The organism is Lentisalinibacter orientalis, from assembly GCF_040706535.1.
Classification (GTDB): domain Bacteria; phylum Pseudomonadota; class Gammaproteobacteria; order Steroidobacterales; family Woeseiaceae; genus Lentisalinibacter; species Lentisalinibacter orientalis.
This window is the reverse complement of record NZ_JAPDRJ010000001.1, coordinates 234,053-260,510: the sequence shown is the minus strand read 5'-3', so window position 1 is coordinate 260,510 and position 26,458 is coordinate 234,053. Positions and strand designations below refer to the sequence as shown.

19 protein-coding genes are annotated in these 26,458 nt (G+C 68.5%); 9 read left to right on the top strand and 10 right to left on the bottom strand.

Annotation, left to right across the window (positions count from 1 at the left end; genetic code table 11):
* The first annotated feature begins 35 nt into the window (after positions 1-35).
* The gene (locus ACJMK0_RS01055) at positions 36-1,667 is read left to right on the top strand and encodes an FMN-binding glutamate synthase family protein (RefSeq protein ID WP_405234961.1); all 1,632 of its coding nucleotides are present in this window, start codon (positions 36-38) and stop codon (positions 1,665-1,667) included.
* Positions 1,668-1,671: 4 nt separating this feature from the next.
* On the opposite strand, the gene pyrB is transcribed toward ACJMK0_RS01055, so the two are convergent.
* Complete coding sequence (gene pyrB / locus ACJMK0_RS01050) at positions 1,672-2,664, bottom strand: aspartate carbamoyltransferase (RefSeq protein WP_405234960.1); 993 nt, start codon at positions 2,662-2,664, stop codon at positions 1,672-1,674.
* A gap of 132 nt (positions 2,665-2,796) precedes the next feature.
* Between pyrB and ACJMK0_RS01045 the strand changes: the two genes are divergently transcribed.
* Positions 2,797-3,657: an MlaA family lipoprotein gene (locus ACJMK0_RS01045; RefSeq protein WP_405234959.1), complete on the top strand. Its 861-nt coding sequence runs from the start codon at positions 2,797-2,799 to the stop codon at positions 3,655-3,657.
* A gap of 78 nt (positions 3,658-3,735) precedes the next feature.
* Here ACJMK0_RS01045 and lon read toward each other — a convergent pair whose 3' ends face one another.
* Positions 3,736-6,129: an endopeptidase La gene (gene lon / locus ACJMK0_RS01040; RefSeq protein WP_405234958.1), complete on the bottom strand. Its 2,394-nt coding sequence runs from the start codon at positions 6,127-6,129 to the stop codon at positions 3,736-3,738.
* A gap of 122 nt (positions 6,130-6,251) precedes the next feature.
* The gene (locus tag ACJMK0_RS01035) at positions 6,252-6,998 is read right to left on the bottom strand and encodes a rhomboid family intramembrane serine protease (RefSeq protein WP_405234957.1); all 747 of its coding nucleotides are present in this window, start codon (positions 6,996-6,998) and stop codon (positions 6,252-6,254) included.
* Between the two features lie 187 nt (positions 6,999-7,185).
* Here ACJMK0_RS01035 and ACJMK0_RS01030 point away from each other — a divergent pair, with 187 nt between their 5' ends.
* Complete coding sequence (locus tag ACJMK0_RS01030) at positions 7,186-7,887, top strand: NADPH-dependent F420 reductase (protein WP_405234956.1); 702 nt, start codon at positions 7,186-7,188, stop codon at positions 7,885-7,887.
* A 28-nt stretch (positions 7,888-7,915) separates the two neighbouring features.
* Entirely contained in the window at positions 7,916-9,649 is a 1,734-nt protein-coding gene (locus ACJMK0_RS01025; protein ID WP_405234955.1) for a thiamine pyrophosphate-binding protein, read from the top strand.
* Between the two features lie 63 nt (positions 9,650-9,712).
* Here the strand turns inward: ACJMK0_RS01025 and ACJMK0_RS01020 are convergent, their stop codons facing one another.
* The gene (locus ACJMK0_RS01020) at positions 9,713-11,311 is read right to left on the bottom strand and encodes an FAD-binding dehydrogenase (protein WP_405234954.1); all 1,599 of its coding nucleotides are present in this window, start codon (positions 11,309-11,311) and stop codon (positions 9,713-9,715) included.
* A gap of 283 nt (positions 11,312-11,594) precedes the next feature.
* On the opposite strand from ACJMK0_RS01020, the gene ACJMK0_RS01015 reads away from it, so the two are divergent.
* Both ACJMK0_RS01015 and ACJMK0_RS01010 read left to right on the top strand, forming a co-directional pair.
* A complete protein-coding gene (locus ACJMK0_RS01015) occupies positions 11,595-12,779 on the top strand; it encodes an efflux RND transporter periplasmic adaptor subunit (protein ID WP_405234953.1) in 1,185 nt (394 codons plus the stop codon).
* Positions 12,776-15,982 carry an efflux RND transporter permease subunit gene (locus ACJMK0_RS01010; protein ID WP_405234952.1) on the top strand — a complete coding sequence of 1,069 codons (3,207 nt, stop codon included), beginning with the start codon at positions 12,776-12,778 and terminating at the stop codon, positions 15,980-15,982. Before ACJMK0_RS01015 ends, ACJMK0_RS01010 begins: the two co-directional genes overlap by 4 nt.
* Before the next feature lie 16 nt (positions 15,983-15,998).
* On the opposite strand, the gene ACJMK0_RS01005 is transcribed toward ACJMK0_RS01010, so the two are convergent.
* The gene (locus ACJMK0_RS01005; RefSeq protein ID WP_405234951.1) at positions 15,999-18,023 is read right to left on the bottom strand and encodes a LysM peptidoglycan-binding domain-containing protein; all 2,025 of its coding nucleotides are present in this window, start codon (positions 18,021-18,023) and stop codon (positions 15,999-16,001) included.
* A 199-nt stretch (positions 18,024-18,222) separates the two neighbouring features.
* Between ACJMK0_RS01005 and ACJMK0_RS01000 the strand changes: the two genes are divergently transcribed.
* Positions 18,223-19,641 (top strand): WS/DGAT/MGAT family O-acyltransferase, encoded by a 1,419-nt coding sequence (locus ACJMK0_RS01000; RefSeq protein ID WP_405234950.1) that lies wholly within the window; start codon positions 18,223-18,225, stop codon positions 19,639-19,641.
* A 6-nt stretch (positions 19,642-19,647) separates the two neighbouring features.
* On the opposite strand, the gene ACJMK0_RS00995 is transcribed toward ACJMK0_RS01000, so the two are convergent.
* The gene (locus ACJMK0_RS00995; RefSeq protein WP_405234949.1) at positions 19,648-20,655 is read right to left on the bottom strand and encodes an isoaspartyl peptidase/L-asparaginase family protein; all 1,008 of its coding nucleotides are present in this window, start codon (positions 20,653-20,655) and stop codon (positions 19,648-19,650) included.
* Positions 20,656-20,677: 22 nt separating this feature from the next.
* Positions 20,678-21,742, bottom strand: coding sequence for an energy transducer TonB (locus ACJMK0_RS00990; RefSeq protein ID WP_405234948.1), 1,065 nt, complete (start codon positions 21,740-21,742; stop codon positions 20,678-20,680).
* A gap of 146 nt (positions 21,743-21,888) precedes the next feature.
* Here ACJMK0_RS00990 and ACJMK0_RS00985 point away from each other — a divergent pair, with 146 nt between their 5' ends.
* On the top strand, positions 21,889-22,323 hold the full coding sequence (locus ACJMK0_RS00985) for a VOC family protein (RefSeq protein WP_405234947.1): 435 nt from the start codon (positions 21,889-21,891) through the stop codon (positions 22,321-22,323).
* A 7-nt stretch (positions 22,324-22,330) separates the two neighbouring features.
* On the opposite strand, the gene ACJMK0_RS00980 is transcribed toward ACJMK0_RS00985, so the two are convergent.
* Together ACJMK0_RS00980 and ACJMK0_RS00975 are read right to left on the bottom strand one after the other, a co-directional pair.
* Positions 22,331-23,713: a nicotinate phosphoribosyltransferase gene (locus ACJMK0_RS00980; RefSeq protein WP_405234946.1), complete on the bottom strand. Its 1,383-nt coding sequence runs from the start codon at positions 23,711-23,713 to the stop codon at positions 22,331-22,333.
* Positions 23,714-23,729: 16 nt separating this feature from the next.
* On the bottom strand, positions 23,730-24,332 hold the full coding sequence (locus ACJMK0_RS00975; RefSeq protein ID WP_405234945.1) for a nicotinamidase: 603 nt from the start codon (positions 24,330-24,332) through the stop codon (positions 23,730-23,732).
* Between the two features lie 64 nt (positions 24,333-24,396).
* On the opposite strand from ACJMK0_RS00975, the gene ACJMK0_RS00970 reads away from it, so the two are divergent.
* Entirely contained in the window at positions 24,397-25,377 is a 981-nt protein-coding gene (locus ACJMK0_RS00970) for a ribose-phosphate diphosphokinase (RefSeq protein ID WP_405234944.1), read from the top strand.
* Here ACJMK0_RS00970 and ACJMK0_RS00965 read toward each other — a convergent pair.
* A complete protein-coding gene (locus tag ACJMK0_RS00965; RefSeq protein WP_405234943.1) occupies positions 25,374-26,453 on the bottom strand; it encodes a hypothetical protein in 1,080 nt (359 codons plus the stop codon). The two genes, ACJMK0_RS00970 and ACJMK0_RS00965, sit on opposite strands and share 4 nt — an antisense overlap.
* Between the last annotated feature and the right edge of the window lie 5 nt (positions 26,454-26,458).

Genomic DNA, 26,458 nt, shown 5'->3' with positions numbered 1-26,458 from the left:
CCAGCATCGGGCACTCCGACCGCCGAGGAGATCCCATGGTTCGTAACTGGTTCTACGGCCTGTCCCTGACGGTGCTTACGGTCATCGGCCTCATGGCACTGCGCTGGCCCGGTGCGCTATGGGCGCTCGTGCCCGTGCTGCCCCTCGTAGCGCTGGGGCTGCGCGACGCGCTGCAGACGCGGCACACCATCCTCAGAAACTTCCCGCTCATAGGCCACTTCCGCTATCTGCTGGAGGGCGTGCGGCCGGAGGTCCAGCAATATTTCATCGAGTCGAATATCGATGCCTACCCCGTGGAGCGCGAATTCCGCAGCGTCATCTACCAGCGGGCCAAGGGCGATCTGGAGACGCAGCCTTTCGGTACCCAGCGCGACGTCTATCGGGTCGGCTACGAGTGGGCCGAGCACTCCATCGCCGCGTTGGAGCCGCCGGCGGAGGTGCCCCGCGTGACGGTGGGCGGCCCGGATTGCACCCGCCCGTACGCGGCTTCGCTGCTGAACGTCTCGGCCATGAGCTACGGCTCGCTCTCCGGCCGCGCCATCCTGGCGCTCAACCGGGCGGCGAAGGCGGAGGGTTTTCTGCACAACACGGGCGAGGGCGGTCTGTCTCCCTATCATCTCGAGCCCGGCGGCGATCTGGTCTGGCAGATCGGCACGGCCTACTTCGGCTGCCGCACGGGGGACGGACGCTTCGACGACGAACTCTTCCGCAGCCAGGCCGCGCGGGAGAGCGTGCGCATGATCGAGTTGAAGCTCTCCCAGGGCGCCAAGCCGGGCCACGGCGGCATCCTGCCCGGCGTCAAGGTGACCGAGGAGATCGCTGCCATCCGCCGCGTGAAGGTCGGCGAGACCGTGTTCTCGCCGCCGAGCCACCGGGAGTTCTCGACGCCGGCCGGCCTGATGGAGTTCATCGCCCGGCTGCGCCGGCTGGCCGATGGCAAACCGGTCGGCGTCAAGCTCTGCATCGGCCGGCGCAGCGACTTCTTCGCCCTGTGCAAGGCGATCCTGGAGACCGGCATCAAGCCCGACTTCATCACGGTGGACGGCGGCGAGGGCGGCACCGCCGCCGCGCCGCTGGAGTTCTCGAATTCGGTCGGCATGCCCGGGCGGGATGCCTGGATACTCGCACACACTGCGCTCGTGGGCGCCGGCCTGCGCGACGACATCCGGCTGTTCGTCAGCGGCAAGATCCTTACGGGCTTCCATATGATCCGCGCCCTGGCACTGGGCGCGGACGCCTGCAACTCGGCGCGCGGCATGATGTTCGCGCTCGGCTGCATCCAGTCCCTGCGCTGTAACACGAACCTGTGTCCGACAGGCATCACCACCCAGAAGCCGTCCCTGGTCTACGGACTGCACGTGGAGGAGAAGAGCCGCCGGGTCGCTCGCTGGCACCGGGAGACGCTGAAGGGGATGCTGGAGTTGCTCGGCGCCATGGGCTTCACGGACCCCCGTGACCTGCGCCCGGAGCACATCTTCCGCCGGGTCGACGACCTGCGGGTGCGGAACATGAAGGAACTCTACGACTTCCTGGAGCCGGGGCAGCTGCTCGAGGACCGGGACCTGCCCCGCGGCATGCGCGACGAATGGGACGCCGCGCGGCCGGATCGCTGGAGTCTGCAGCCGGAGGCCGGCCAGCACGGCGGCGGAAAGATCCGCGAGGAGTGAGCCCTCAGGCGTCGCGGTATTTCGGCAACGCCTCGGTGATGAGATCGCTCACGCCGAAGATCTTCGCCATCAGCGCCACCCGCATCCACATGCCGTTTCTCTCCTGGCGCCAGTACATCGCGCGCGGGTCCCGGTCGACCTCGGGCTGGATCTCGGGGCCCCTCGGCAGCGGATGCATGACGGCGGTGTCCTTCTTCATCAGGCCGAGCTCCCGTTCCCCTACCGTGAAGGGGGCGAGGTTTACGCCGGAGGACTCGTCCGCCACGTCGTGCTCGAACTGCATGCGGGTGACATAGAGGGCGTCCAGCTCGGGCAGTATCTCGTGCAGGCGCCGGGTCTCGTGAAACTCGACGCCGTGTTCGGTGAGGAAATCCTTGATATCCGGTTCCATCTCGTAGGCCGGCGGCGCGATGAAGATCAGCTTCACGCCCTCGTAGTAACGCATCAGCCGGCTCAGCGAACGCACCGTGCGGCCGCGTTTCAGGTCGCCCATCATGCCGATGGTCTTGCCGTCGATGCCGCCCCGCTGCTCGAAGCTGCGCTCCAGGGTATAGATGTCGAGCAGGGCCTGGGTGGGGTGCTGGTCCTTGCCGCTGCCCGCATTGATGATGGGCACCGGGCGCGGAATGCTGTTCATCAGGGCGGCAGCGCGGGCGGCGTAACCGGCCTCGGGCGTGCGCATGATGATCAGGTCCACGTAGGAGCTGAAGGTGCGGATGCTGTCCTCGAAGGTCTCGCCCTTCACCTCGGAGGAGACCTCCGGGTTGCGGATCTCGCTGGTGCGGATGCCGAGCACGTGGCAGGCGTTGTTCATCGACAGGAAGGTACGGGTGCTCGGCTGGGTGAAGTAGAGCATGGCCCGCCGGGTGGGCAGCAGGTGCTGCAGGAAGCGGGCGCCCTCGGCCGGCTTGGCGACGGTGCGCACCGCGGTGGTCAGTTCGCAGAGTTCGTCCAGCAGCGGACGGTCGAAGATATCGGTATCGACGATATGGAACATGGTCTACTCCGGCGGCCGCGGCGATTATCGGCAAAGCCGCCGGGGCTGTCGATGTCGGTAATCCACCATGGCGTCCTCCCCGGGGGGGGCGGGCAGCCGGGTTTCGGACGATATCCGGCGTCGGACTGGACTATGCCGCCATCGGCCTTCTATAGTCCCGACGAGTCGCTGCAGGATCCGGTGCGCGTCGCAGCGTCCCGATCCGGCGAGCAGCCCGAGAACCCGACAGTCCTTGAGAGCCACCCTATGCAGCCCTGCCGGCAGAGCCTGGTCCGCCCATTCCTGCTGACCGTCCTCCTGGTCCCGTTCCTGGGTGGGTGCGCGTCGCAACCCGAATACCCCGGCGCCACCCCGGATCCGCTGGAGCCGGTCAACCGGGTGACCTACCAGTTCAACGACACCTTCGATCGGGTGTTGCTGAAGCCGGTGGCGAAGGGCTACAGGAAGGTGACGCCGTCCCTGGTACGCCGGGGCGTCGGCAACTTCTTCGGCAATCTCGGTTATCCCTTCGTCATCTTCAACAACCTGCTGCAGGGCAAGCCGGGGGCCGCCCTGTCGGACACCGGCCGGTTGCTGGTGAACAGCACGGTCGGGCTCGGCGGGCTGATCGACGTGGGTTCGGACATCGGGCTGGAGGAGCACAACGAGGACTTCGGCCAGACCCTGGCCGTGTGGGGCGTGCCGGCCGGACCCTATGTGGTCCTGCCGTTCCTGGGGCCGGCGACGCTGCGCGACGCGATCTCGCGGCCGGCGGACATCGGCTTCAACGGCCTGTACTACATCGACGAGTCCGCCATCCGGGACAAGCTGTTCGTGCTGGAGATCGTCGATATGCGCGCCCGGCTGCTCTCCGTCGATTCCCAGATCGAGGCGTCGAACGACCCCTATCTCTTCGTCCGCAGCTCCTACCTGCAGCGCCGGGAGTACCTCATCTACGACGGCAATCCGCCGATGGACGACTTCTTCGAGGACGAATTCCTGGACGAGGAATAATGTAGGAGGGCCGGTAGGAGGGCCTTCAGGCCCGATTCCTTTAAAAAATCGGGCCTGAAGGCCCTCCTACACGCCCGTTCAGGCCGCCTGCGGTTTGTCTTCCGCGCCTTCCGGTTCCAGCGCTGCCTCCAGCGCCTGGTCCACGTTCTCCAGCCAGATGAACTCCAGCTGTTCGCGGGCGGATTCCGGCACGTCCTCCAGGTCCTTGCGGTTGCGTGCAGGCAGCAGCACGGTGTTGATGCCCGCGCGCAGCGCCGCGAGCACTTTCTCCTTGATCCCGCCCACCGGCAGCACCAGTCCGCGCAGGCTGATCTCGCCGGTCATGGCCACGTCCTTGCGCACGTTGCGGCCGCTCAGCAGTGAGGCGAGGGCGACGAACATCGCCACGCCGGCGCTGGGCCCGTCCTTCGGGATGGCGCCTGCCGGCACGTGGATGTGGATGTCGTTCTCCTCGAACTCCTTCACGGCGGCGTCGAGCCGGTTCGCGCGGCTCTTGTTCAGGCTGAGCGCCGCCTGGGCGCTCTCCTTCATGACGTCGCCGAGCTGGCCGGTGAGGATCAGCTTACCCTGACCGGGAATGCGGCTCGCCTCGATGAACAGGATGTCGCCGCCCACCGGGGTCCAGGCGAGACCCGTGGCCACGCCGGGCACGCTGGTGCGCAGGGCCACCTCGCTCTCGAACTTCGGCGCGCCCAGGATCGACTGCAGGTCGTCCGCGGTCACGTGCACCGAGTCCGCCGTGCCTTCGGTGATCTGCATCGCGGCATGGCGCAGCACCGCGCCGATCTGGCGCTCCAGGTTGCGCACGCCCGCCTCGCGGGTGTAGCCGTCGATCAGCTTCTCGATGGCATCGTCGTCGATGGCGGCCTGTTCGGCTTTCAGGCCGTTCGCCTCGAGCTGGCGGCCCACCAGGTAGCGCCGGGCGATCTCCAGCTTCTCCTCCTGGGTGTAGCCGGGCAGCTCGATCACCTCCATGCGGTCGCGCAGCGGTCCCGGGATGTTGTCCAGCACATTGGCCGTGCCGACGAACAGCACCTTGCTGAGGTCGAAGGGCACGTCCAGGTAATGGTCCTTGAACGTGGAGTTCTGCTCCGGGTCCAGCACCTCCAGCAGCGCCGACGACGGGTCGCCGTGGAAGCCCACGCCGAGCTTGTCCATCTCGTCCAGCATGAACACCGGGTTGCGGGTGCCCGCCTTGACGATGCTCTGGACGACGGAGCCGGGCATGGAACCGATGTAGGTGCGACGATGGCCGCGGATCTCGGCCTCGTCGTGCACGCCGCCGAGGCTCGCGCGCACGAACTCCAGGCCCAGCGCGCGGGCGATGCTCTGGCCCAGCGAGGTCTTGCCGACGCCCGGCGGGCCCACGAAGCACAGGATGGGGCTGCGCCCGGTCGGGTTCAGCTTGCGCACCGCCAGGTACTCGAGGATGCGGCGCTTCACCTTGTCCAGGCCGTAGTGATCCTCGTCCAGAATATCGCGGGCCCGGGCGATGTCGATGTTCTCCTCGTCCTCCTTCGACCAGGGCACGGATGTCAGCCAGTCGAGGTAGGTGCGGATCATGGAGTGCTCCGCCGCGGCTTCCGGCATCGCCTTCAGGCGCTTCAGCTCCTTGCGGGCCTGCTTCTCGGCCTCCGGCGGCATGCCGGCCTCGTCGATGGCCCGCTCGATCTCCTCCGCCTCGGGCGCGCCCTCGTCCTCGCCGAGCTCCTTCTGGATGGTCTTCAGCTGCTCGCGCAGCAGGTATTCACGCTGGCGCTCGTCGATCTTGTCCTGGGTCTGCTCGTCGATCTCCTTCGAGAGCTTCAGCACCTTCAGTCGGTGGGTCAGGAACTCCGCCAGCCGCTCGAGGCGCTCGCGCACCTCGACGGTCTCCAGGATGAACTGTTTCTCCGCCGGCTTGATGTCGATGAGGCCCGCGACCAGGTCGGCCAGCAGTCCCGGCGACTCGATGCTCGCGAGCGCCGTCGGCAGCTCCGGCGGCACCTGGGGCAGCAGCTGGATCAGCTCGCCGGCCTTCTGCTTGACGTGATTCGCCAGGGCCTCGGCCTCGGGGCTGGTGCCCTTCGGCTCAGGGATGGTGTCGTAGCGTGCCGCCATGAACGGCAGACCGGGGACGAAGTCGAGCGCCCGGAAGCGCTCCTCGCCCTGGCAGATGAGGTGGTGCATGCCGTTGGGCGCGGTGATATAGCGCACCACGCTGACGACGGTGCCCACCTGGTAGAGGTCTTCCGGACCCGGCTCGTCCACGGCGGGATCGCGCTGCAGCACCAGGCCGAGCTTGCGATCGTTCTTCACGGCCTCCTGCGCGGCGGCGATGGAGATTTCGCGGCCGAGCGCCACCTGGGTCACGGCGCCGGGGAACACGATGAGGTTGCGCACGGGCAGGACCAGCAGCACGTCCTCGGGGACGCGGGATTCCGTGGTTTCCTCCTCGGCGCGGGGTTCGGTCTGTTGGTTGCGTTCGTTCACTGCGTTACAGGGATGATGGTTGCCTCCGGAACGCAGAGATGGTGCCGCGGCCGCGCCCTTTCAATCCCCGACGCTCGTCGCCGGCTGCGGCGCCGGCGGAGTTTTCCCGACCGGACGGTGACTCAGCCGCGGGGCTTCCAGCCGTGGTTGGGATGGCGTTTGACCAGGCGCGGGTCGCGGAACAGCAGGATCAGCAGCCCACCGGCGACGAAACCGCCCACGTGGGCCCAGAAGGCGACGCCGCCGCCCTGGGAGCCGATGGTGCTGAAGCCGCTGATCAGCTGCAGCAGGAACCAGTAGCCGAGCATGAACACGGCGGGCACGGCGATGGTGGTGATGTAGAAGCCGAACACGATCAGCATGTGCACCCGTACCTTCGGATACAGCAGGATGTAGGCGCCCATGACGCCGCCGATGGCGCCGGAAGCGCCCACCATGGGGATGGTGGAGTCAGGGTCGAACACGGTCTGCAGGGCCGCCGCCGCGAGGCCGCACAGCAGGTAGAAGATCACGAAGCGCCCGTGGCCCATGGAGTCCTCGACGTTGTTGCCGAAGATGTAGAGGAACCACATGTTGCCGATCAGGTGGAACCAGCCGCCGTGCAGGAACATGGACGTGATGGTGGTGTACCACGTGGAGCTGTCGCCCAGCACGCAGGTGATGCCCGGCCCCAGCGGCACCCGGGTGCCGGGCGCCGCCGTCTGCAGTACCTCGCCGGGGATCAGTGCCAGGTTGCACATGGAGCGCGACAGCGCCGGCTCCGTGCCGAGGCCCTGCACCAGCACCCAGGCGAGCACGTTCAGCCCGATGAGCCCCCAGGTCGCATAGGGCGTCAGGAAGTGCGGATTCTCGTCGCGTAGCGGAAACATCAATGGCTCTCGGTCGGCCTCGGGCTATCATGCAGGAGGGCCTCGTAGGAGGGGCTTTAGCCCCGATTCATTAAACAATCGGGGCTAAAGCCCCTCCTACAGGCACCTTGTAGGAGCGCCTTCAGGCGCGAAACGCGGTCGGGCCTGAAGGCCCTCCTACACGGTACAGGCAAACAGGATGGTGACGATGCCACAGCTTTTCAAAGTGATCACTGCAATATTCCTCATTGCGGGTGCGCCCGTGCAGGCCGCCACCGTTGCCGTCATAGGCACCGGCGACGTCGGCGGCGCGCTGGGTCCGCGGCTCGCCGCGCTCGGCCATACGGTGGTCTACGGCTCGCGGACGCCGGAGGCGGAACGGGTGCGCGAACTCGTCGAGAGCACGCCGGGCGAGGCCTCCGCGGCGTCCCCGGCCGGCGCCGCGGCGGCGGCGGAGATCGTGATCCTGGCCGTGCCCGCCGCAGTGGCGGTCGAGGTGACGGAGAGCCTGGGCGATCTGGCCGGCAAGCTCGTCATCGATCCCACCAACCCGTTCCGCTTCACCGACGAGCGGCTGGCGGTGCGGACCATCGACGACTCCATCACGGAGCGCATCCAGGCGGCCGCGCCGCGCGCGCGGGTGGTAAAGGCGTTCAACACGCTCTCCTGGCAGACCATGGCGGATCCGTCCATCGCGGGCGGGCCGGTGACCATCCCGCTGGCGGGTGACGATGCCGGGGCCAAGGCGCGGGTCGCCGAGCTCGTCCGCGAGCTCGGTCTCGAGGCGCTTGATGTGGGGCCGGCGCGCTACGCGCGTGAGATCGAGGGTATGCTGATACTCTGGATGAACGCGCGGCTGAACGGCCGGGGATTCGACTACCACCTGCGCCCGACACCCGGACGCCTGTGATCAACCATGTGATCAACGGAGAGCGGACATGAAACGCAGCGGCGCCTGGCTGGCGGCGAGAGCCCTGGAGAATATCGGTGTGCGTTACACCTTCGGCGTGCCCGGTGTGCACAACACCGAGATCTACGACGAGCTGAACCGCAGCGAGCAGATCACGCCGGTGCTGGTCACCCACGAGCAGGGCGGCAGCTTCATGGCCGAGGCCTGGAGCCGGGTCTCGGACTCCATCGGCTGCCTCGTGATCGTGCCCGCCGCCGGCATGACCCACGCCATGAGCGGCATCGGCGAGGCGTATCTGGACGGCGTGCCGCTGCTGGTGATCTCGGGCGGCATCCGGCGCGACTCCGGCCGGCATTACCAGCTGCACGAGCTGGATCAGCAGCAGGTCTTGGACGGCATCACCAAGGCAGCCTTCCTGGTGGACCGGCATGAGGACGTTGTACCGAAGATCTACGAGGCGGCAGAGATCGCCACCTCCGGCCTGCCCGGGCCGGTGTTCGTGGAGATCGCGAGCAACGTGCAGATGTTCACGGCCGACGTCGACGAGCCGCAGCCCTACCAGCCCTCGTACGAGCCGCCCCGGCCCGATGCCGCCCTGGTGGAGCGGGCGGCGGAGATGCTGCTGGCGGCGGAGCGGCCCGGTCTCTACCTCGGCTGGGGCGCGCGGGAGGCCACGGAATACAGCGTGGAGATCGCGGACCTGCTGGGCGCGCCCGTCGCGACGACGATGCAGGGCATCAGCGTGTTCCCCCACGACCACGCCCTGCACACCGGCATGGGTTTCGGCCCCTCCGCGGTGCCGGCGGCCCGCAACGCCTTCGCGAAGGTGGATTGCCTTCTGGCCGTGGGCGTGCGCTTCGCCGAGCTCGCCACCGGCAGCTACGGCATGGAGATACCGGAGCAGCTGATCCACGCCGATATCGACCCGCGGGTATTCGACAAGAACTATCCCGCCACCGTCGCCGTCGAGGCGGACGGCGCGAAGTTCATGCAGGCGCTGCGTGACGAGCTGAAGAAGCGGCGCGAGACGCCCGTGGCGCACAACGAACTGCGCCAGGGCATCCGCGAAGACAAAGAGGCCTTCTTCGCCAGCTGGCGGGCGAAGACCAGCGACGAGAAGGTGAGCCCCGGTATCTTCTTCCGCTCGCTGCGCGAGCAGCTCGACCGGGACTGCTACGTGGTGGTGGACGACGGCAACCACACCTTCCTCACCGCCGAGCAGTTCCCGGTGTACGAGTCGAGGCATCTCATCTCGCCCACCGACTTCAACTGCATGGGCTACTGCGTGCCCGGCACCATCGGCGTGAAGCTGGCGCATCCGGACAAGCAGGTCTGCGCCATCGTCGGCGACGGCGCCTTCATGATGACGGCGCTGGAGATACTGACCGCAGCCAGCAACGGCATCGGCGCCATCTTCTTCGTCTTCCACGACGGCGAGCTGGCGCAGATCTCCCAGTTCCAGTCGCTGCCGCTGAAGGAGAAGACCTGCACGGTCATCGGCGACCTGAAAGTGGAGGGCGTCGCGACGGCCACCGGGGCGGCCTATCTGACGATGGCGAACGACGGCGACGTGGACCGGGTGATCGGCGAGGCGCTGGCCATCGCCGCCGACGGGCGGCCCGTGATCGTGGATGTGAACATCGACTATTCGCGCAAGAGTGTCTTCACGGAGGGCGTGGTGAAGGTGAACCTGGGACGCTTCCCGTTCCGCCAGAAGGTGCGCTACATCGGCCGGGCGCTGAAGCGCCACACGATCGGCTAAGGATCGGCTGCCAGGAACCGGCTGCCAGGAACCGGCGGCCAGGGTCCGACGGCCAGGGTCCGGTCAGGCCGCGCGGCCGGCGAACCTGCCGCCGAGCAGGCAGCCGCCCAGGAAGGTCCCCTCCAGGCCGCGCTTGCCGTTCATGCCGCCGCCGCCGAAGCCGGCCGCCTCGCCGGCGGCGAACAGGCCGGGGATCGGTTGCCCCGAGGCGTCCAGCACGCGGGAATCGAGGTCCGTCTGCAGGCCGCCCATGCTCTTGCGCGAGATGATGAATTCCCGGATCACGACGAACGGGCCGGCTTTCGGATCCGCGATCTTCTGCGCGTTGCAGGTGCGCAGCCGGTCGCCGGTCCAGCGGCGGGCGAAGGCGATGCGGCGCAGCTGGTCGTCGTTGTGGAAACGGGGCCCGAGGTCGATCAGGCGGTCGTAACGGGTCACCGCGTCTGCGACCGCATCGAGTTCCACCGAGCCATCCCCGACCAGCTCGTTCATCTGCGCCACCAGCCCTTCGAGCGTGTCGGCGACGAGGAAGTCCGGGGAGTTCGCGACCAGCTCGTCGAACAGCCAGCGATTGCCCCGCAGCAGGTCGCGGGCCACGGCGAGCCGCTTCTTGTCGCGGAACGACGGATTGAACTCGGCACCGGAGATGGCCAGCTCCTTCAGCGCGATTTTCCGGTTCAGGAGCTGCCAGGAGTAGGCCCGCTCCTGTCTGCAGATCTGTGCGACCAGGTCGTGGGTGTCGTAGCCGGTCACCAGCGGCTGCGGGCCGATGCGCTCGCCCCGCCAGTTCAGCCACAGGGCGGATTTCGGCGGCACCAGCGACAGGCCGTGATGCGGCTTGCGGGGCTTCCAGTGCGGGATGCCGGCCGCATAGTTCCACTGCCAGTCCAGGTGGGTGATGGCCGCGCCGTGGGTGGCGGCCGCATCGTGCAGCATGCCGTCGGCGTACTTGTGGGAGCCGTTCAGGAGGACCTCGGGCGGGTCGCTCCAGTCCGCGTGCCAGTTCTGGCGCACCCGTTCCAGGTCGCCGTTGATGCCGCCGGCCGCGATGACGACGGACTCCGCCGTGGCCTCGAACGCCTCTCCGCCGTCCTCCGTGCGGCCGCGGCAGCCGGTGACGCGCCCTTCGTGGGTCGTCAGCGTACCCACCCGATGGCCGAACCGGCACTCCAGGCGCTCCTTGCGCGGGTGGTCGAGCAGCCTTCCGGCCAGCACCACGGCGAGTTCGTACCCGGTCCCCCAGACGATGTGCCAGCGGGGCACCGAGTTGCCCGGCACGTACAGGCCCCGCTCCACCCACAGCGGCATCGGCATGAAATCGACGCCCAGGCCGGTGAGCCATTCGTAGACGTCCGGCACCGAGCGTTCCACGTAGGCCTCGGCCCAGGCGCGGGGCCAGTGATCGTCGGCGCCGAGTTCGCCGAACGCCAGCCAGTCGTCCAGGCCGAGGGCCTGGCTGTCGCGGATGCGGTGCTTGCGCTGCAGGGGCGAGTCGGCGAACCAGATGCCGCCGAAGCTCTCCTTCGCCAGGCCGCCGAAGTTCTCCTCGGCATCACGGTCCAGGATCAGCACCCGCCGCCCTCGCTCCAGGGCCTCCCACGCGGCGGCGATGCCCGCGATGCCGCCGCCGATCACGATGACGTCTGCCTGGTAGCGGTGCATGTGCTCCCCTCCTGCCGGCGTTGCCGCCGGCTCTGGATTTCTGCCGGATGGCCCCCAATTATGGCGCCGCGTGGCCGGCCCGTCTTGCGGGCTGCCCGGATTCCCCCGCCGCGCAGGGATGCGATGTAATGAACGATTTGCCCCCGCCGGCATCGAATTTCTGGCCGCAGACGCCGGAGGCCTTGACTGATTTGGTGATATAGTTGACTATAACACCGAGTCCGGCGGCTCTTGCAATGATCGCCGGCAGATTAAGTGGCAATTCGCGAACCGACAGTTACCAATGAAACGAAAGATACTCCGCTTTGCCGTAATCGTCGCCATCCTCGCCACGGCGGTGGGCGGCACGCTGTTCATGTCCCGGATGAAGCCGCCGCCGCAGACCCGGGAGGTCGCGGAGATCGATCCGCTGGTGGAAGTGATGCCGCTGGAGGAGACCGCGGTGGACTTCCGGGTCACCACCCAGGGCACCGTCCGGCCGCGCACGGAGACGGTGCTGAGCGCCGAGGTCTCCGGGCCCATCGTCTGGATCTCGCCGAAGTTCGTCGCCGGCGGTGTCTTCGAGAAGGGCGAGGAACTGCTGCGCATCGACCCCACCAACTACCGGGCGGCCGTGGAGCAGGCGGAAGCGCTGCTGACACAGCGCGAGATCGAGTACGACGGGTCGAAGAAGCTGCGGCTGAGCGGTTACCGCGCCGAAGCGGACCTCGCCTCCGCGGCGGCGGCGCTGGCCACCGCCCGGGCCGAGCTGACCCGGGCGAAGCGGAATCTGGAGCGCACCCGCATCACGCTGCCCTACGACGGCATGGTGCGGGCCAAGGAGGCCGACCTCGGCCAGTACGTGACGCCCGGAACGCGGCTGGCCGTCACCTTCGCCACGGATTACGCGGAGATCCGCCTGCCGTTGACCGACCAGGACCTCGCGTTCGTGGACCTGCCCGAGCCTGGAGAGTTGACCGAGGGCGGCGCGGTCGAGGGTCCGCCCGTGCGGCTGACCGCCGTGCGCGAGGGCCGCGCGGAGAGCTGGCAGGCGCGCATCGTGCGCACCGAGGGCGTGGTGGACGAGACCAACCGGGTTACCTACGCCGTGGCCCGGATCCAGGATCCGTACGGCCTGGAGGCCGGCAACGACGAGCGCATGCCCCTGCCCATGGGCACGTTCGTGGCGGCGGAGATCGACGGCGTCACCATGGACGACATCATCCGCGTGCCACGGCGGGCGCTGCGGGCGAACAACCAGCTGTTGTTCGTCGACGAGGACAGCCGCCTGCGTATTCGCTCCGTCGACATCATCCGCGCCGACGCCGAGTACGCCTACCTGCACAGTGACTCGGTGAAGGGCCAGCGCATCACCCTGACGGCGCTCGAGTCGCCCATCAACGGGATGCGCGTGCGGACCGAGGCCGGCGACCGCGCCGAGAGAGAGCGTCTCGCCGCCGGCGCGGAACAGCAGGGCGGCGCGCAATGAGCAGACCGAAGCAGACCACTGATCATAAGGGCATCATCGCCTGGTTCGCCAGCAACCACGTTGCGGCGAACCTGCTGATGTTCCTGATCATCGCCTTCGGCATCGTCTCCGCATTCACCATCCGCAAGCAGACCACGCCGGACTTCGAGGTGGATACCGTGATCGTCCGCGTCCCCTACCTCGGCGCCGCTCCCCAGGAGGTCGAGGAAGGGGTGGTGATCAAGATCGAGGAGGCCATCCAGGACATCGACGGCATCATCGAGATCCGCTCGACGGCTACCGAGGGCATGGGCACCGTGCGCGCCGAGGTGGCCCAGGGCGAAGACCTGAACGAGGTGCTGAGCGAGGTGAAGACCCAGGTCGACGCCATCGCGACATTCCCGGCCCTCGCCGAGAAGCCGGTGATCTACAAGGAGGAGTTCCCCATCCACGTGGTGTTCCTCTCGATCTTCGGCGACATGGATGCCTACATGCGCAAGGAGGTCGCCCAGGAGGTCCGCGACGAGCTCATGCGCCTGCCGGCGGTGAACCAGATCCAGATTCTCGGCGACCGGGACTACGAGATCAGCGTCGAGGTCTCCGAATACGTGCTGCGCAAATACGGCCTCACGATGAGCGAGATCTCCCAGGCGATACGGGACTCCTCCGTGGACATGCCCGGCGGCGCCATCCGCTCCGAGGGCGGCGACATCCTGCTGCGCACCGAGGGTCAGGTGTATACGGGGCAGGAGTTCGCGCAGCTCGTCCTGCGCACCTACCCCGACGGCACCCGGCTCACGCTCGGCGACATCGCCAACATCGACGACGGCTTCGTGGAGACGGACGGCTTCGCTCACTTCAACGGCGAGCGCACCGCCGTGCTGCGGGTGCTGGCCAGCGGCAACCCGAACGAGCTGGAGACCGCGGCGGCGGTGAAGCGCTACGTCGAGGAGAAACGGGCGTCCCTGCCGGACGGCGTGGACATGGAAGTGTGGGTGGATCGGGCCTACTACCTGCAGGACCGCCTCGACCTCATGCTGAAGAACATGTTCCAGGGCGCGATCCTGGTCTGCCTGATCCTGTCGCTGTTCCTGCGCATGAAGGTGGCGGGCTGGGTCATCGTCGGTATCCCGGTCACCTTCTTCGGCGCGCTGTGGCTGATGCCGCACATGCCCTGGCCAGTGACGGTGAACGTGATCAGCCTGTTCGGCTTCATCCTCGTGCTCGGCATTGTCGTGGACGACGCCATCATCATCGGCGAGAGCATCTATACCAAGACCCGGGCGGACGGCCACACGCTGGACAACGTCATTGCCGGGGCGAAACGCGTGGCGGTGCCCGCCACCTTCGGCGTGCTGACCACCATCGCCGCCTTCGCACCGATGCTGTTCGTGGGCGGGTTCGCCGGGCCGTTCTTCGAGGCCATGTCGGTGGTGGTGATCCTGTGCCTGCTGTTCTCGCTGGTGGAGTCCAAGCTGATCCTGCCCGCTCACCTCGCCAACGCGAACATCAAGCCCATCGACGAGGACGACCTGTTCCGGCCCCAGCGCCACATCCACTGGCGCGAGCGGGTGCCGCGCTTCTTCCAGAAACTGCAGCGCCATACGCAGCACGGCCTGCGCTGGCTGGTCGACACGAAATATCTGCCCTTCCTGGACCGGGCGGTACGCAATCGCGGCATCAGCACGGCCGTGTTCGTGGCCATCCTCATCCTGACCTTCGGCGTCATGCAGAGCGGTATCGTGCGCACGGTGCTGTTCCCCGAGGTGCCCGGTGACTTCGTCCAGACCCGGCTCGAGATGCAGCGAGGCACGTCGCCGGACGCCCGCAATGCGGCCCTGTACCGCATCGAGAACGCCGTGTTCGAGATCAACGAGGAGTACACCGCGGCGAATCCGGGCGACCCCGAGCCCATCGAGCGGATCGGCATGTTCACCAGCGGCGAGACGGGCGGTGTCGCGGTGGTGGAACTGTTCCGCGGCGAGGACCGGCCGCTCGATGCCGAGACTTTCGCGGACATGTGGCGGGAGAAGGTCGGCGAGATCCCCGGTATGAAGGAACTCGATTTCATGACCGGCGACCACATCGGCGGCGGCGCCCCGCTGAGTTTCGGTCTCTCCGGCAGCGATTACGAGACGCTGGAGGCCGCGGCGGAGGAACTGCAGGCGAAGCTGGCCGAGTACGAGGGCGTCTTCGACATCCGTAACTCCGCCAGCTCCGGCGGCAAGGAGATCCGGCTGTCCATCAGGCCCGAGGCCGAGGCGCTCGGGCTGAACATGGCATCCCTCGGCCGCCAGGTCCGTCAGGCGTTCTACGGCGAGGAGGCCCAGCGCATCCAGCGTGGCACCGACGAGCTGAAGGTGATGGTGCGCTATCCCGAGGAGGAGCGGCGCTCCGTCGCGGACCTGGAGAACATGCGCATCCGCACTCCCGACGGCGCCGAGGTGCCGTTCCGTTCGGTGGCGGATATCGAGTTCGACGAGGCTTACTCGAGCATCACCCGGCTGAACAGGAAGCGCACGATCACGGTGTCGGCGGACATCGACCCGGGCCGGGTCGAGCCCGGGCCCATCATCGAGGAGATCAGCGAGGAGTACATCCCGGACCTGCTGGCGCGTTATCCCGGCGTGACCTACGGCCTCGAGGGCGCGAGCCAGGAGGAGCGCGACTTCGTGCGCAACATCTCGGTGGCATCCATCGCGGCTCTCTTCCTGATCTATGCGCTGATCGCCATCCCGCTGCGTTCCTATTCCCAGCCGCTGATCATCATGTCGGTGATCCCGTTCGGGCTCATCGGCGCGGTGCTCGGCCACATCGTCATGGGCGAGGCCATCAGCATGTTCTCGCTGTTCGGGATCATCGCGCTGGCGGGCGTGGTGGTGAACGACAGCCTGATCCTGATCGACTTCGTCAACCGGGCCCGCGCCGAGGGCATCGCACGGCTGCAGGCGGTGAAGGACGCGGCGCAGCAGCGCTTCCGGCCCATCATCCTGACCTCGCTCACCACGGCGGCGGGTCTCGCCCCCATCATGGCGGAGACCAGTACCCAGGCCCAGTACGTGATCCCGATGGCCATCTCGCTCAGCTTCGGCATCATCTTCGCCACGGTCATCACGCTGTTCCTGGTGCCCTGCCTGTATCTGCTGCAGGAGGATTTCGGCCGCGGCATGCGCGCGCTGCGGGATTTCCTGCTGGGCCGCGAGCCGGAGCACCGCTCGGCCTGATCCGGAATCGACGCCGCTATCGCTCGGCGTCGGCGATCTGCAGGACGTCGCCCGAATCCTGCAGGCGCTCCAGCACCGGGAACTGGATGCTCATGCCCGGCTGCACCCGGTCGAGCTGGAGGTCCGGGTTGTACTGGCGCAGCAGCCACACCGGCACGTCGTAATCGCGGCGGGCGAGCAGCCATACCGACTCGCCCCGCCGCACCCGGTGGGCCACCGCGTCGCGGATGCGGTACATGCGGAAGAAGCGCTCCTGCAGGTCCTGATGATAGGCGAGCCTCCGTTCCTCGAAGGCCTGCCGGTCCACGTCCTCGAACACCAGCCGCAGCCGGTCGCCGATGCGTACCGGGCGGCGGAAGCTGTAGCCGTTCGCGTCCCTGAGTCGCTGCGTGCGGATGCCGAGCCAGTCCGCGTAGTGGCCGAGGGTCTCCATGGCCTGGATCTCGATGGTGCCGTCCCCGGCCACGGAGTAGTCGGCCGGATCCGCCGCCAGCACGGTCTGGCTCGTGGCCAGGCCGGTGCCGGCCTCGTCTTCCGGCAAGTCCCCGGCGCCGCCCACGGGTTCGGGGCCTATCGGTCCAGGACCAGTGGTTTCGGGGCCGATGAGGGCGGCCGCCACCAGGGTGGTGTCGTAGCCGGGGGCGCCGCTGCCGCGGCCGGCCGGTGCCGGGGCCTCGGCGGTCGGCGGCGCGCTGGCGGCCGCGGCGGCCAGGCGGGCGGTGTCCTCGTCCGTGGGCAGCCGCAGGACCTGTCCGGCCCGGATATGGTGCCGGCTGCGCAGGCCGTTCATGGCGACCAGGTCGGAGACACTGACGTCGTAGAAGGTGGCGATGCCGGACAGCGTGTCGCCGCGGGCGACCGTGTGGATGACGTCCGGCAGCTGGCTGGGGAAGACCGCTTCCGGGCCGAGTCCCGCAAGCACCGTCCCCGCATCGCCGCCGAATGCGCCGGCCGGCAGGCGCAGGGTGAAGCCTCTGGGGATGTGCTTGTTGCCGCTCCAGACCGTGTGCTGCAGGGCGGGGTTGTGCCGCTCGAGCTCACGCACGCCGATGCCGAGCGCGCCGGCCAGGCCCCGCGCGCTGGTGTAGTGCTCCACCGTCAGCAGCTCGTGCCGCTCCGGCGGCTCGAAGGCGACGTCGCCGAAGTACTTCTTCGGCTCCTGATCCACCTGCAGCGCCGCCAGGAAGGCCACGTAGAAATTCCGCGAGGCGAAGCCGAAGGCGCGCCCCCGGTAGTTGCGCACGATGGTCTCGATGTCCCGGGTGCCGAGCTGGCGGGCTGCCCGGCGCATGCCGGCCACACCGTGGTTGTAGCCGGTCAGCGCCAGCGGCCAGCTGTCGGTGACGGCGTAGTTGTTCTCGAGCAGCCGCGCCGCCGCCACGGTGGAGAGGAAGGGATCGCGCCGCTCGTCCACCACGTGATCGATGCGCATGAAGCGCCGGCCGGTGGAGCGGGTGAACTGCCACATGCCCGCGGCACCCACCTTGGAGTAAGCCTCCGGGTTGAAGGAGGACTCGACGTGGGGCAGGGCGACGAGCTCCTCCGGCAGCCCCCGTTGGGCCAGCACCTGCTCGATGTAGGGGCGGTAGCGTCCCGAGCGCCGCAGCCCGGCCAGGAACCGGTCCGACTGGCCGAGCTGGAATCGCACCTCGCGCGCCGCCTGCGCCAGACGCTGGTTGCTGACGTCCTCAGGCCACAGCGCCAGCACGCGCCGCTCCTCGGCGGAGAGACCGTTGCGCTTGCCGCCGGCCAGTCGCTCCAGGATGCGGCGGTAGTGATCGCGGCGCTCGCGGATCTCCCGGTAGCGGGCGCCGCGGCTGCGGCCGTCGAAGTCCAGCGTCTCGTAGCGCACGGCCAGGTTGCGGGAATCGTGCAGTACGCCGCCGTCGCTCGACACGCCGGTGTAGATATGGGTCCAGAATGCGATGTCCGGCTCGAGGCCCGCCGGGCGCGGGAAGTTCTCGCTCGCGCCGGCGGTGGCGGCGAAGCAGAGGGCGAGGGCGACGAGGGCCCGGGTGTGGCGCCAGCGCGCTGTCGACATTCGGGGTCTCCGGGATCTCCAGGGCCGCCGGGGGCGGCGGCAGGGTGATACCTGCAGTGTGCCGTTCACAGTGTGCGAGTCGCTCCGCCGCCGTGGCAACGAAAGGCATCACGCTTTCTTGTTATTGCTGCGAGGAATACAGTATCGAACAGGGCGTTGCAAGAGGGCGCCGGACAGAGAGCAAGGGACGGGAGCCGAGATGAGAAGGCTGAGCATCGCAGACAGCAACTTCCTGCTGGCGGAGAACCGGGAGACGCCCATGCACGTGGGCGCGCTGAACGTCTACACGCTGCCGAAGGGTGTCTCGCAGCGCGGCTACATGAAGGAGCTGTTGTCCATACTGCGCCGCGACGACCCGCTGCTGCCGCCGTTCGGCGAGCGGCTCGACCCCGGCCTGCTCGGCAGGACGGGCCTGGTGCGGCACTGGGTGCCCGACGAGCACATGGACATGGAATACCACGTGCGCCACGCGGCCCTGCCGAAGCCCGGCCGTTATCGGGAGCTGTTCGCGCTGGCCTCGCGTCTGCACAGCACGCTGCTCGACCGCAACCGGCCGCTGTGGGTGATGTACGTGATCGAGGGCCTGAAGAAGCGCCAGTTCGCCACGTACTTCAAGGTGCATCACTGTGCCATCGACGGCACCCGGGGCGTGCACCTGATGCAGAGCATGCTGTCGGCCTCGCCGGAAGGCCACGTCGATTACTCGCCGTTGTCGCTGCAGGCCTGGGAGACCTACAAGCACCGGATCGGCAGCGAGAGCGGCGCCGGCGCGCCCTCGCCGACGGACCTGAAGGCCGTGGCCGGGGCGCTGCGCCAGCAGCTCGGCGTCACGGCGGACGTGCTGGGCGGGCTGCGCCGCTACGGCCAGGTGTGGCTGGGCATGGGTGGCAGGCTGGCGGCGCCGTGGCACCGGGTGCCCCACGGGCTGCTCACCCAGAAGATTTCCGGCTCCCGGCGCCTGGTGGCGGACTCCTGGCCCTTCGACCGGGTGTACGACGTGGGCAGGGCACTGGGTGCCACGCTGAACGACGTGGTGCTGGCGATGTGCGCCGGCGCCCTGCGGCGCTATCACGAGTCCCAGGGCGAGTCGCTGGACCGCCCGCTGAAGGCGCTGGCGCCCATTTCGGTGCGCACGGGCGGCGACATCGATTCGGCCAACGCCATCGGTTTCATCATCACCAGCCTCGCCACGGACGTCCCGGATCCGGAGCGCCGCCTGCGGGCCATCCAGGCCTCGATGCAGGCAGGCAAGGATCTGTACGCGACCCTCTCGCCGGAGGCCGCCAGCCTGTTCACGGCCGTCGCCTTCTCGCCCATGCTGCTCACCAACTTCCTCGGCACGGCGAACTGGTTCCCGGCCTACAACCTGGTGATCTCGAACGTGCCGGGACCGAAGCAGCCGATGTACTGGAACGGGGCGCCGCTGGACGGCATCTACCCCATGAACATCGTCGTCCACGGTCAGGCGATGAGCATTACGCTGGTCAGCTATGCCGGCAATCTCGACTTCGGCATCGTTGCCTGCCGCCGGTCGGTGCCGCGGGTGCAGCGCATGCTCGGTTATCTCGAGGAATCGCTGACGGAACTGGAGTCCGTCGCCGGCACCCGGGCCGCCTGAAGGCCGTCAGGGCGTGGCGTAGATTTCTACGGTCACCCGGCCGTCGGTGCCGATGCTGGCCCGGTACATGCCCGGGGTGTTGTGGGGCATGGCGATGTTGCCCGCGGCGTCCATGGCGATGACGCCGCCGTCGCCGCCGGCGGCCGGCAGCACCTCGTGGATCAGCCTGCCGGCGGCCTCGTCGATGCTCACGCCGTCGCGCACGTGCTCGCAGATGCTGTGGGCGACGACGTAGCGGATGAAGTACTCGCCGGTGCCCGTGGCGCTGACCGCGCACGATTCGTTGTTCGCATAGGTGCCGGCGCCGATGATCGGCGTGTCGCCCACCCGCCCCCAGCGCTTGTTGGTGAGACCGCCGGTGGAGGTGCCCGCCGCCAGGTTGCCTTCCCGGTCCAGCGCGACCGCGCCCACCGTCGAATACCAGCGCCCGGCCTCGCCGGTACGCGCCGCGGTCTCCGCCTTCTTCGCCTCCTGCAGCTGCCGCCAGCGCCGCTCGGTGTGAAAATACGCGGGGTCCACGAGCTCGAAACCCTGTTCCACGGCGAAAGTCTCCGCGCCTTCCCCGATCAGCATCACGTGCCGCGATTCGGTCATGACGGCGAGCGCCAGGTCGATGGGGTTGGCGATACGGCGCACCGCAGCCACCGCGCCGGCGTTGAGCGTGGCGCCGTCCATCACCGAGGCGTCCAGCTCGTTTTCCCCCTCGGCGTTGAATACTGCGCCCTTGCCCGCGTTGAAGAACGGCGAGTCCTCCAGGATGTTCACCGCGGCCTGCACGGCCTGGAGGCTGGTACCCCCCTCCGTCAGCACCCGGTGGCCGACCCGCACGGCCTGCTCCAGCTCGGCGCGGATGGTCGCATCCTGTTCCGGCGTGGTCTCCTCCCGGCTCATGGTGCCGGCGCCGGCGTGGATGGCGATGGCGACGGGGTGCTCGGCGGCGGGCAGCGCCGTCGGCGTCGCCATGCCGGCGAGCAGCGCGACGGTCAGCGTCAGTGCGCGGGCAGTCTGTCTCATGGTGTCTCGCGGTCGGTGCGGGTCAGGCGTCGGGCATCTCGTAGAAATTGAATCGTGTGCCCTTCTCGCCGGTCACGATAACACGGCAGTCGCCCCAGCTCTCCGGGATCTCCCAGGTGATTCCCTCGCGTACCCGGTCGCCGTAACGATGCCAGTCGCAGCGGATCTCCAGACGTTCGGCCGTGCCGTTCACTTCGTCGATGGAGAACGCCCGTCGCAGCGGCCGGTAGTGCCAGCTCGTGCGGCAGTCCGCGCAGGCCGGAGCGTCGCCGATGGCGGCCTCGACGAGTAGCGGCGCGTCCCCGGCGGCGCTGGCGCGGATCTGCTCGACGGCGTCGAGCAGGGGGCCGAGGCCTTCTTCGTCGCCGCCTGCAGCGAAGTACTCCTCGCCGGTCTTCAGGGCCGTGCCGTAGTCGCCGAGCCGGATCTTCAGCGCAAGTATGGCTCGGAGCAGGCCGGGGTACAGACTGTCCTCTATGTAGTCGCCGTCTCCCGCGGCGGCCCGCTTCAGCGCCGCGAGCTGGGCCCGCTCGTCGCCTTCCTCGCCGGCGACGATGGCCTTCAGCATCCACAGCCGGGCCACCTCGTACAGGTTGAGCCGCCCGTTCTCGGTCTCGGCGATCAACTGCTTCGCCCGGTCGAGCTCGCCGGCCTCCAGCAAGCGCGAGATCTTCGCGTGGATACGATGGAAGCGGGAAGTGGCGCCCAGCACCTTCGGGTCGATCGTGAAGCGGATCATGACCCGGGTCCGCGACTGCTCGATCGGTTCGCCGTCCCGGGTGGCGGGCTCGAAACGCCACTGGCGCGCAGCGTCCAGCGCGGCATCCTCGAACAGCGAACTGCCGCTGGAGTCCTCGACGATGGGGTCGACCACCTCGCCGGACTTCGTCACGACGAAACTGAGCTGCACCCAGCCCTGACGCTGGCGTTTCAGCTCGAAACGCGGGTAGGCCGGCGGCTGCCGCTCTATGGGCTTCGCGCGAGTCCCGTGAAAAGGCAGCGCCTCGTCATGGGGATGAGGAACGGCCGGGGCCGCCGCCAGGCACAGGGCCCCGAGCAGGGCCAGCGTCTTCCCGATCCTTGCCATCGACTTGCCCCGCGTGCCCGACCTCAAATGAGTAAAATAGACCAGATAAGGCAGGTATTTCAAATCGGGCCGCAAATCCGGTCGGGAGAGTCCGGGTTTCACGCCGGTGCTAGACTGCGTGCATCCCCAGCCAGGAGCACCGTGACATGACCGCGCAGCATCCCGTCAACATCCGCCTCATCGACCACGTGGTCATCCGGGCGCGGGACCCGCGCGCTCTGCTGGCGTTCTACGGGGAGGTGCTCGGCTGTCCGCTGGAAAAGGAGCAGACGGGCATTGGCCTGTATCAGCTGAGGGCGGGCGGCTCGCTGATCGACATCGTCGCCGTCGACGGCGAGCTCGGCCGCAACTTTCCGCAACCGCCGGCGGACGATGCCCCGAACATGGATCACTTCTGCGTGCAGGTGGAGCCGTGGGATGCCGACGCCATCCTGGCGCACCTGCGCGCCCACGGCGTGGAGGCCGGCGATGTCGTGCAGCGTTACGGCGCGCTGGGCTACGGGCCGTCCATCTACCTCCGCGACCCGGAGGGCAACACCGTGGAGCTCAAGGGACCGCCTGCGGACGCGGCCGGCGGCTAGCGGCCGCTTACTCCTTGCGCTCGACCCGCTCGTCCACCCGCTCGGCCATGTCGCGCAGGCCGGCCGAGATCTCCACCCGGTAGGGGTCGGCCGCCACCGGCAGCAACCAGAGGTCTCTGGGCAGGGCGGCCATCTGCGCCGCCGCCCGATCGCGGATGTCGGTCAGCGGCTCCGGCTCGCCGAGGCGTTCACCGGCCCGCATGACCGGCCCCAGCAGCGGTTCGCCGTCCAGTGCTTCGTCCACCAGGCCGATCACGTCGTGGTCGAAGCGGCCGTCGTCCCGGTAGTGGCGGAACACCTGCTTGCGGCCCGGCCAGGTGGCCTTGCCGGCCGATTTCTTGCGCCGCGGGATGCCGGCGTATTCCTGGATCTTGTAGACGCAGTCGAGATAGGGCGCGTCGGCGGAGACGTCCAGGTCCGTGCCCACTCCGTAGCCCGTCGCCGGTATGCCGGCGGCGGCAAGTCCTGCGATGCGGTCTTCGTTCAGACCGCCGCTGACCATGATCTCGATGTGCTCGCAGCCGCCCCCGTCGAGGATGCGGCGGACGGCCCTGGCGCTGGCATAGAGATCGCCGCTGTCGATGCGCACGCCGCGGATCGTGAAGCCTTCCGGCTCGAGCTTGCGGGCCAGCTCGACCACCTTGCGCGCGCCTTCCTCGGTGTCGTAGGTGTCGATGAGCAGCACGGTATTCTCCGGCTGGCTGCGGCAGAAGTCCTCGAACGCCTGCATCTCCGAGTCGTGGGCCTGGATGAACGAATGCGCCATGGTGCCGAAGACCGGGATGCCGTAGAACTCGTGGGCGAGCACGGTGGCCGTGCCGTCGAAACCGCCGATCCAGGCCGCCCGCGCGGCGAACAGGCCCGCCTCGGACCCGTGGGCCCGGCGCAGCCCGAAGTCGACCAGCCGCTGGTGGTCGTGGGCGGCGAGGCGCATGCGTGCCGCCTTGCTGGCGATCAGCGTCTGCATCTGCAGCAGATTCACCACGCGTGTCTCGATCAGCTGGGCCTCGGGCAGCGGCGCCACCACCCGGACGATGGGCTCGTTGCCGAAGAAGACCGTGCCCTCCGGCATGGCGTCCACGTCGCCGGTGAAGCGCATCTCCGCCAGCGAGTCGACAAAGGCGTCGTCCAGCTTCTCCGTACGCCGCAGCGCCTCGAGGTCACCCTCCTCGAAGCGGAAATCGACGAGATAGTCGAGCAGCTGCTCGAGACCCGCCGCCAGCATGAAGTTGCGATGGCCGGGGAGCTTGCGCACGAAGAACTCGAACACGGCCGTGTCGTCCATGCCGATGTGCCGGTAGGCCTGCAGCATGGTGAGCTGATAGAGGTCGGTCAGGTTCGGGCTGCCGAGGCGTTCGAGCCAGCGGGGGCGGCTCAGGGGCTTGCTCATCCGGGGATTCCTTCGCTCAGGCCGCTTCGAGATGCTCGAAGTCGGTCTTGACCGCGCCTTCCTTCTCCATGGCGGCCACGGCCTTCTCGCCGTCGTCCGGCTCGACGTTGACGGCCCTGACCGCGTCCTCCAGCAGCACGACCTCGTAGCCGTTCACCAGCCCGTCGCGCACGGTCTCGCGCACGCAGTAGTCGGTGGCCAGTCCGCCCACGAACACGCGCTTGACGCCGCGCTCCTTCAGCCACTGGTTCAGATCGGTGCCCTGGAAGCCGCTGTAGGCCTCCTCGTCCGGCGTCTCCGCCTTGGAGACCACTCTGGTGTCGCCGTGCAGGTCCAGTCCGGTGGCGAATGCCGCACCCTTCGTGCCGGCGACGCAGTGCGGCGGCCAGGGACCACCCTGCTCCTCGAACGAGCAGTGGTTCTCCGGATGCCAGTCCCGCGTGGCCACGATGGGCAGGCCCAGGTTCTCGAACAGCTCCGAGTATTTGTTGAGGACGGGGATCACCTCGTCGCCTTCCGGCACGCCCAGCGCGCCCCCGGGCAGGAAGTCGTTCTGTACGTCGACCAGGATGAGCGCGTCGCCCTTGTGCGGCTTCACCAGTGCGTCTCGCGTGGCCATGGAATCCTCCGGTCCGTTGATGTACCTACTGTAACAGTGGGCCCGCTCGACTAGCATCTCAAGGGTGAAGGTATTCGCGCCCGCCACCTCCAGCACCTTCGCCGAGGCGCTCTGCGACCGGCTCGGCACCGCGCCGGCGCGCCTGCGAGAGCGCGATTTCGACGACGGCGAGCACAAGATCCGCCCGCTGGAGCCGGTGCGCGGCGACGACGTCTACGTCATCCATTCCCTCTACGGCGAGCCGGGACAGAGCGTCAACGACAAGCTCTGCCGGCTGATATTCCTGCTGGGCGCGCTGCGCGACGCCGGCGCCGGCCGGCTCACCGCCGTCATCCCCTATCTCGCCTACGCCCGCAAGGACAGGAAGACGAAGAGCCGCGATCCGGTCACCACCCGCTACGTGGCGGGCATGCTGGAGTCCTCCGGGCTGGACCGCGTGGTCACGCTGGATGTGCACAACCTCGCCGCCTACCAGAACGCATTCCGCTGCCGGAGCGAGCACCTGGAGGCGAAGCGGCTGTTCGTCGAGCATATCCGGGAGCGCGTCGGCGACGAGCCCCTCGCCGTCGTTTCGCCCGACGTGGGCGGCGTCAAGCGGGCGACGGCATTCCGTGAGGCGCTCGAGGAGGCGCTCGGCCGCGAGGTGTGCGACGCCTTCATCAACAAGAAACGCAGCCGGGACGTGGTGAGCGGGGATACGGTGGTGGGCGACGTCGAGGACCGTGTGGCGATCCTGCTCGACGACCTCATCAGCACCGGCACCACTCTGGCCCGGGCGGCCGGCGCCTGCCGGGAGCTCGGCGCGCGCCGCGTGTTCGCGGCGGCCACCCACGGACTGCTGGTGGATCCGGCCAGCGAGAAGCTCGCGGTACCGGCGCTGGACGGCGTCATCGTCACCGACAGCGTGGCGCCGCTCGGCCGCATCACCGACGCCTTCGCGGGCCGGCTGACCACCCTGAGCGTGGCGCCCCTGATCGGCGACGCCATCCGCTGCCTGCACGAGAACGGCTCGCTCGTGCGGCTGCTGGGGGAGGAGGAAGACTAGGGTCGGTCCTGGTCGGCCAGGGCCTCGTCGATGAACTCCCGGGCCAGGGCCATGTAGCGGCGCGCCTCCGCGATGTAGTGCTCCCGGTCGAACGACGGATCTTCCAGATGCCAGGCCGAAAGCACGGCCCGTACCATCGCGCGGCGGCTGAAGTAATAGGACATCAGCGACGGCTCGGGCGTGTCGGCGCTCGCCGCCTGCCAGGCCGCCAGCAGTCGGTCGCGCAGCTCCCGCCCGCCGGCCCGCTCGCATTCCAGCGCGAGGAAGGCCACCTCCTCGGCGCTGTCCTGCACGCGCAGGTCTCGCGAGAATTCCAGGCAGTCGATGACGGCGAAGCGCTCGCCCAGGTAGACGTGCTCGGGCCGCAGGTCGCCATGAGCCTCTACGATACGCCCCGCCTCCGCGCGGGCGCCGAGCATCTGCCGATGGGCGCGCACATAGGATCGCTGGTCGTCGAGGATGCCGGGCCAGGGGTCGTCGGCCAGTGCGTCGTCGAGCGCTTCCAGATGCCGCCGTTGCTCGTCGTTCTGGGCCAGCAGGCGAGAGACGTAGGCCTCGGCCTCCAGGGGCTCCGGCACGAGGCCGGCGTAGAACCCGGCGAGGTGCCGCGCCACCCGGGTCAGCTGATCGTCGCCGAGCCGGCCGCGCTCGATCCGCTGCTCCAGCATCTCTTCTTCGGGCAGACGGCGCATCTTCACCAGCCAGTCCACCGCGCGGCCGTCGCCGCCCAGATGCAGGCGGCCGTCCGGGTTTTCGGTGAGGGGCACGACGTCGAGGTAGACCCAGTCCGCCAGGCGGCGGTTCAGCCGGAGCTCCTCCCGGCAGTAGAACTCCCGGTCTTCCAGTCGCCGGTAGTCGATCACCTGCGCCCGGATCGCCTTCTTCATCTTCCAGGCGTGGCGGTCGGTGAGGAACACCCAGGCGAAGTGGGTCTCGACCGGTTCCACGGCCGATACCGGTTCCGGATAGCTGGCGGGCGATGCCAGGAAGCGGATCTTGCGCCCGGCCTCGTCGGGGCGGTCGCCCGGCGCGTCCTGCGAGCGGGTGCCTTCTTCGTCCGGGGTGGAGGGGGTCACGGCGC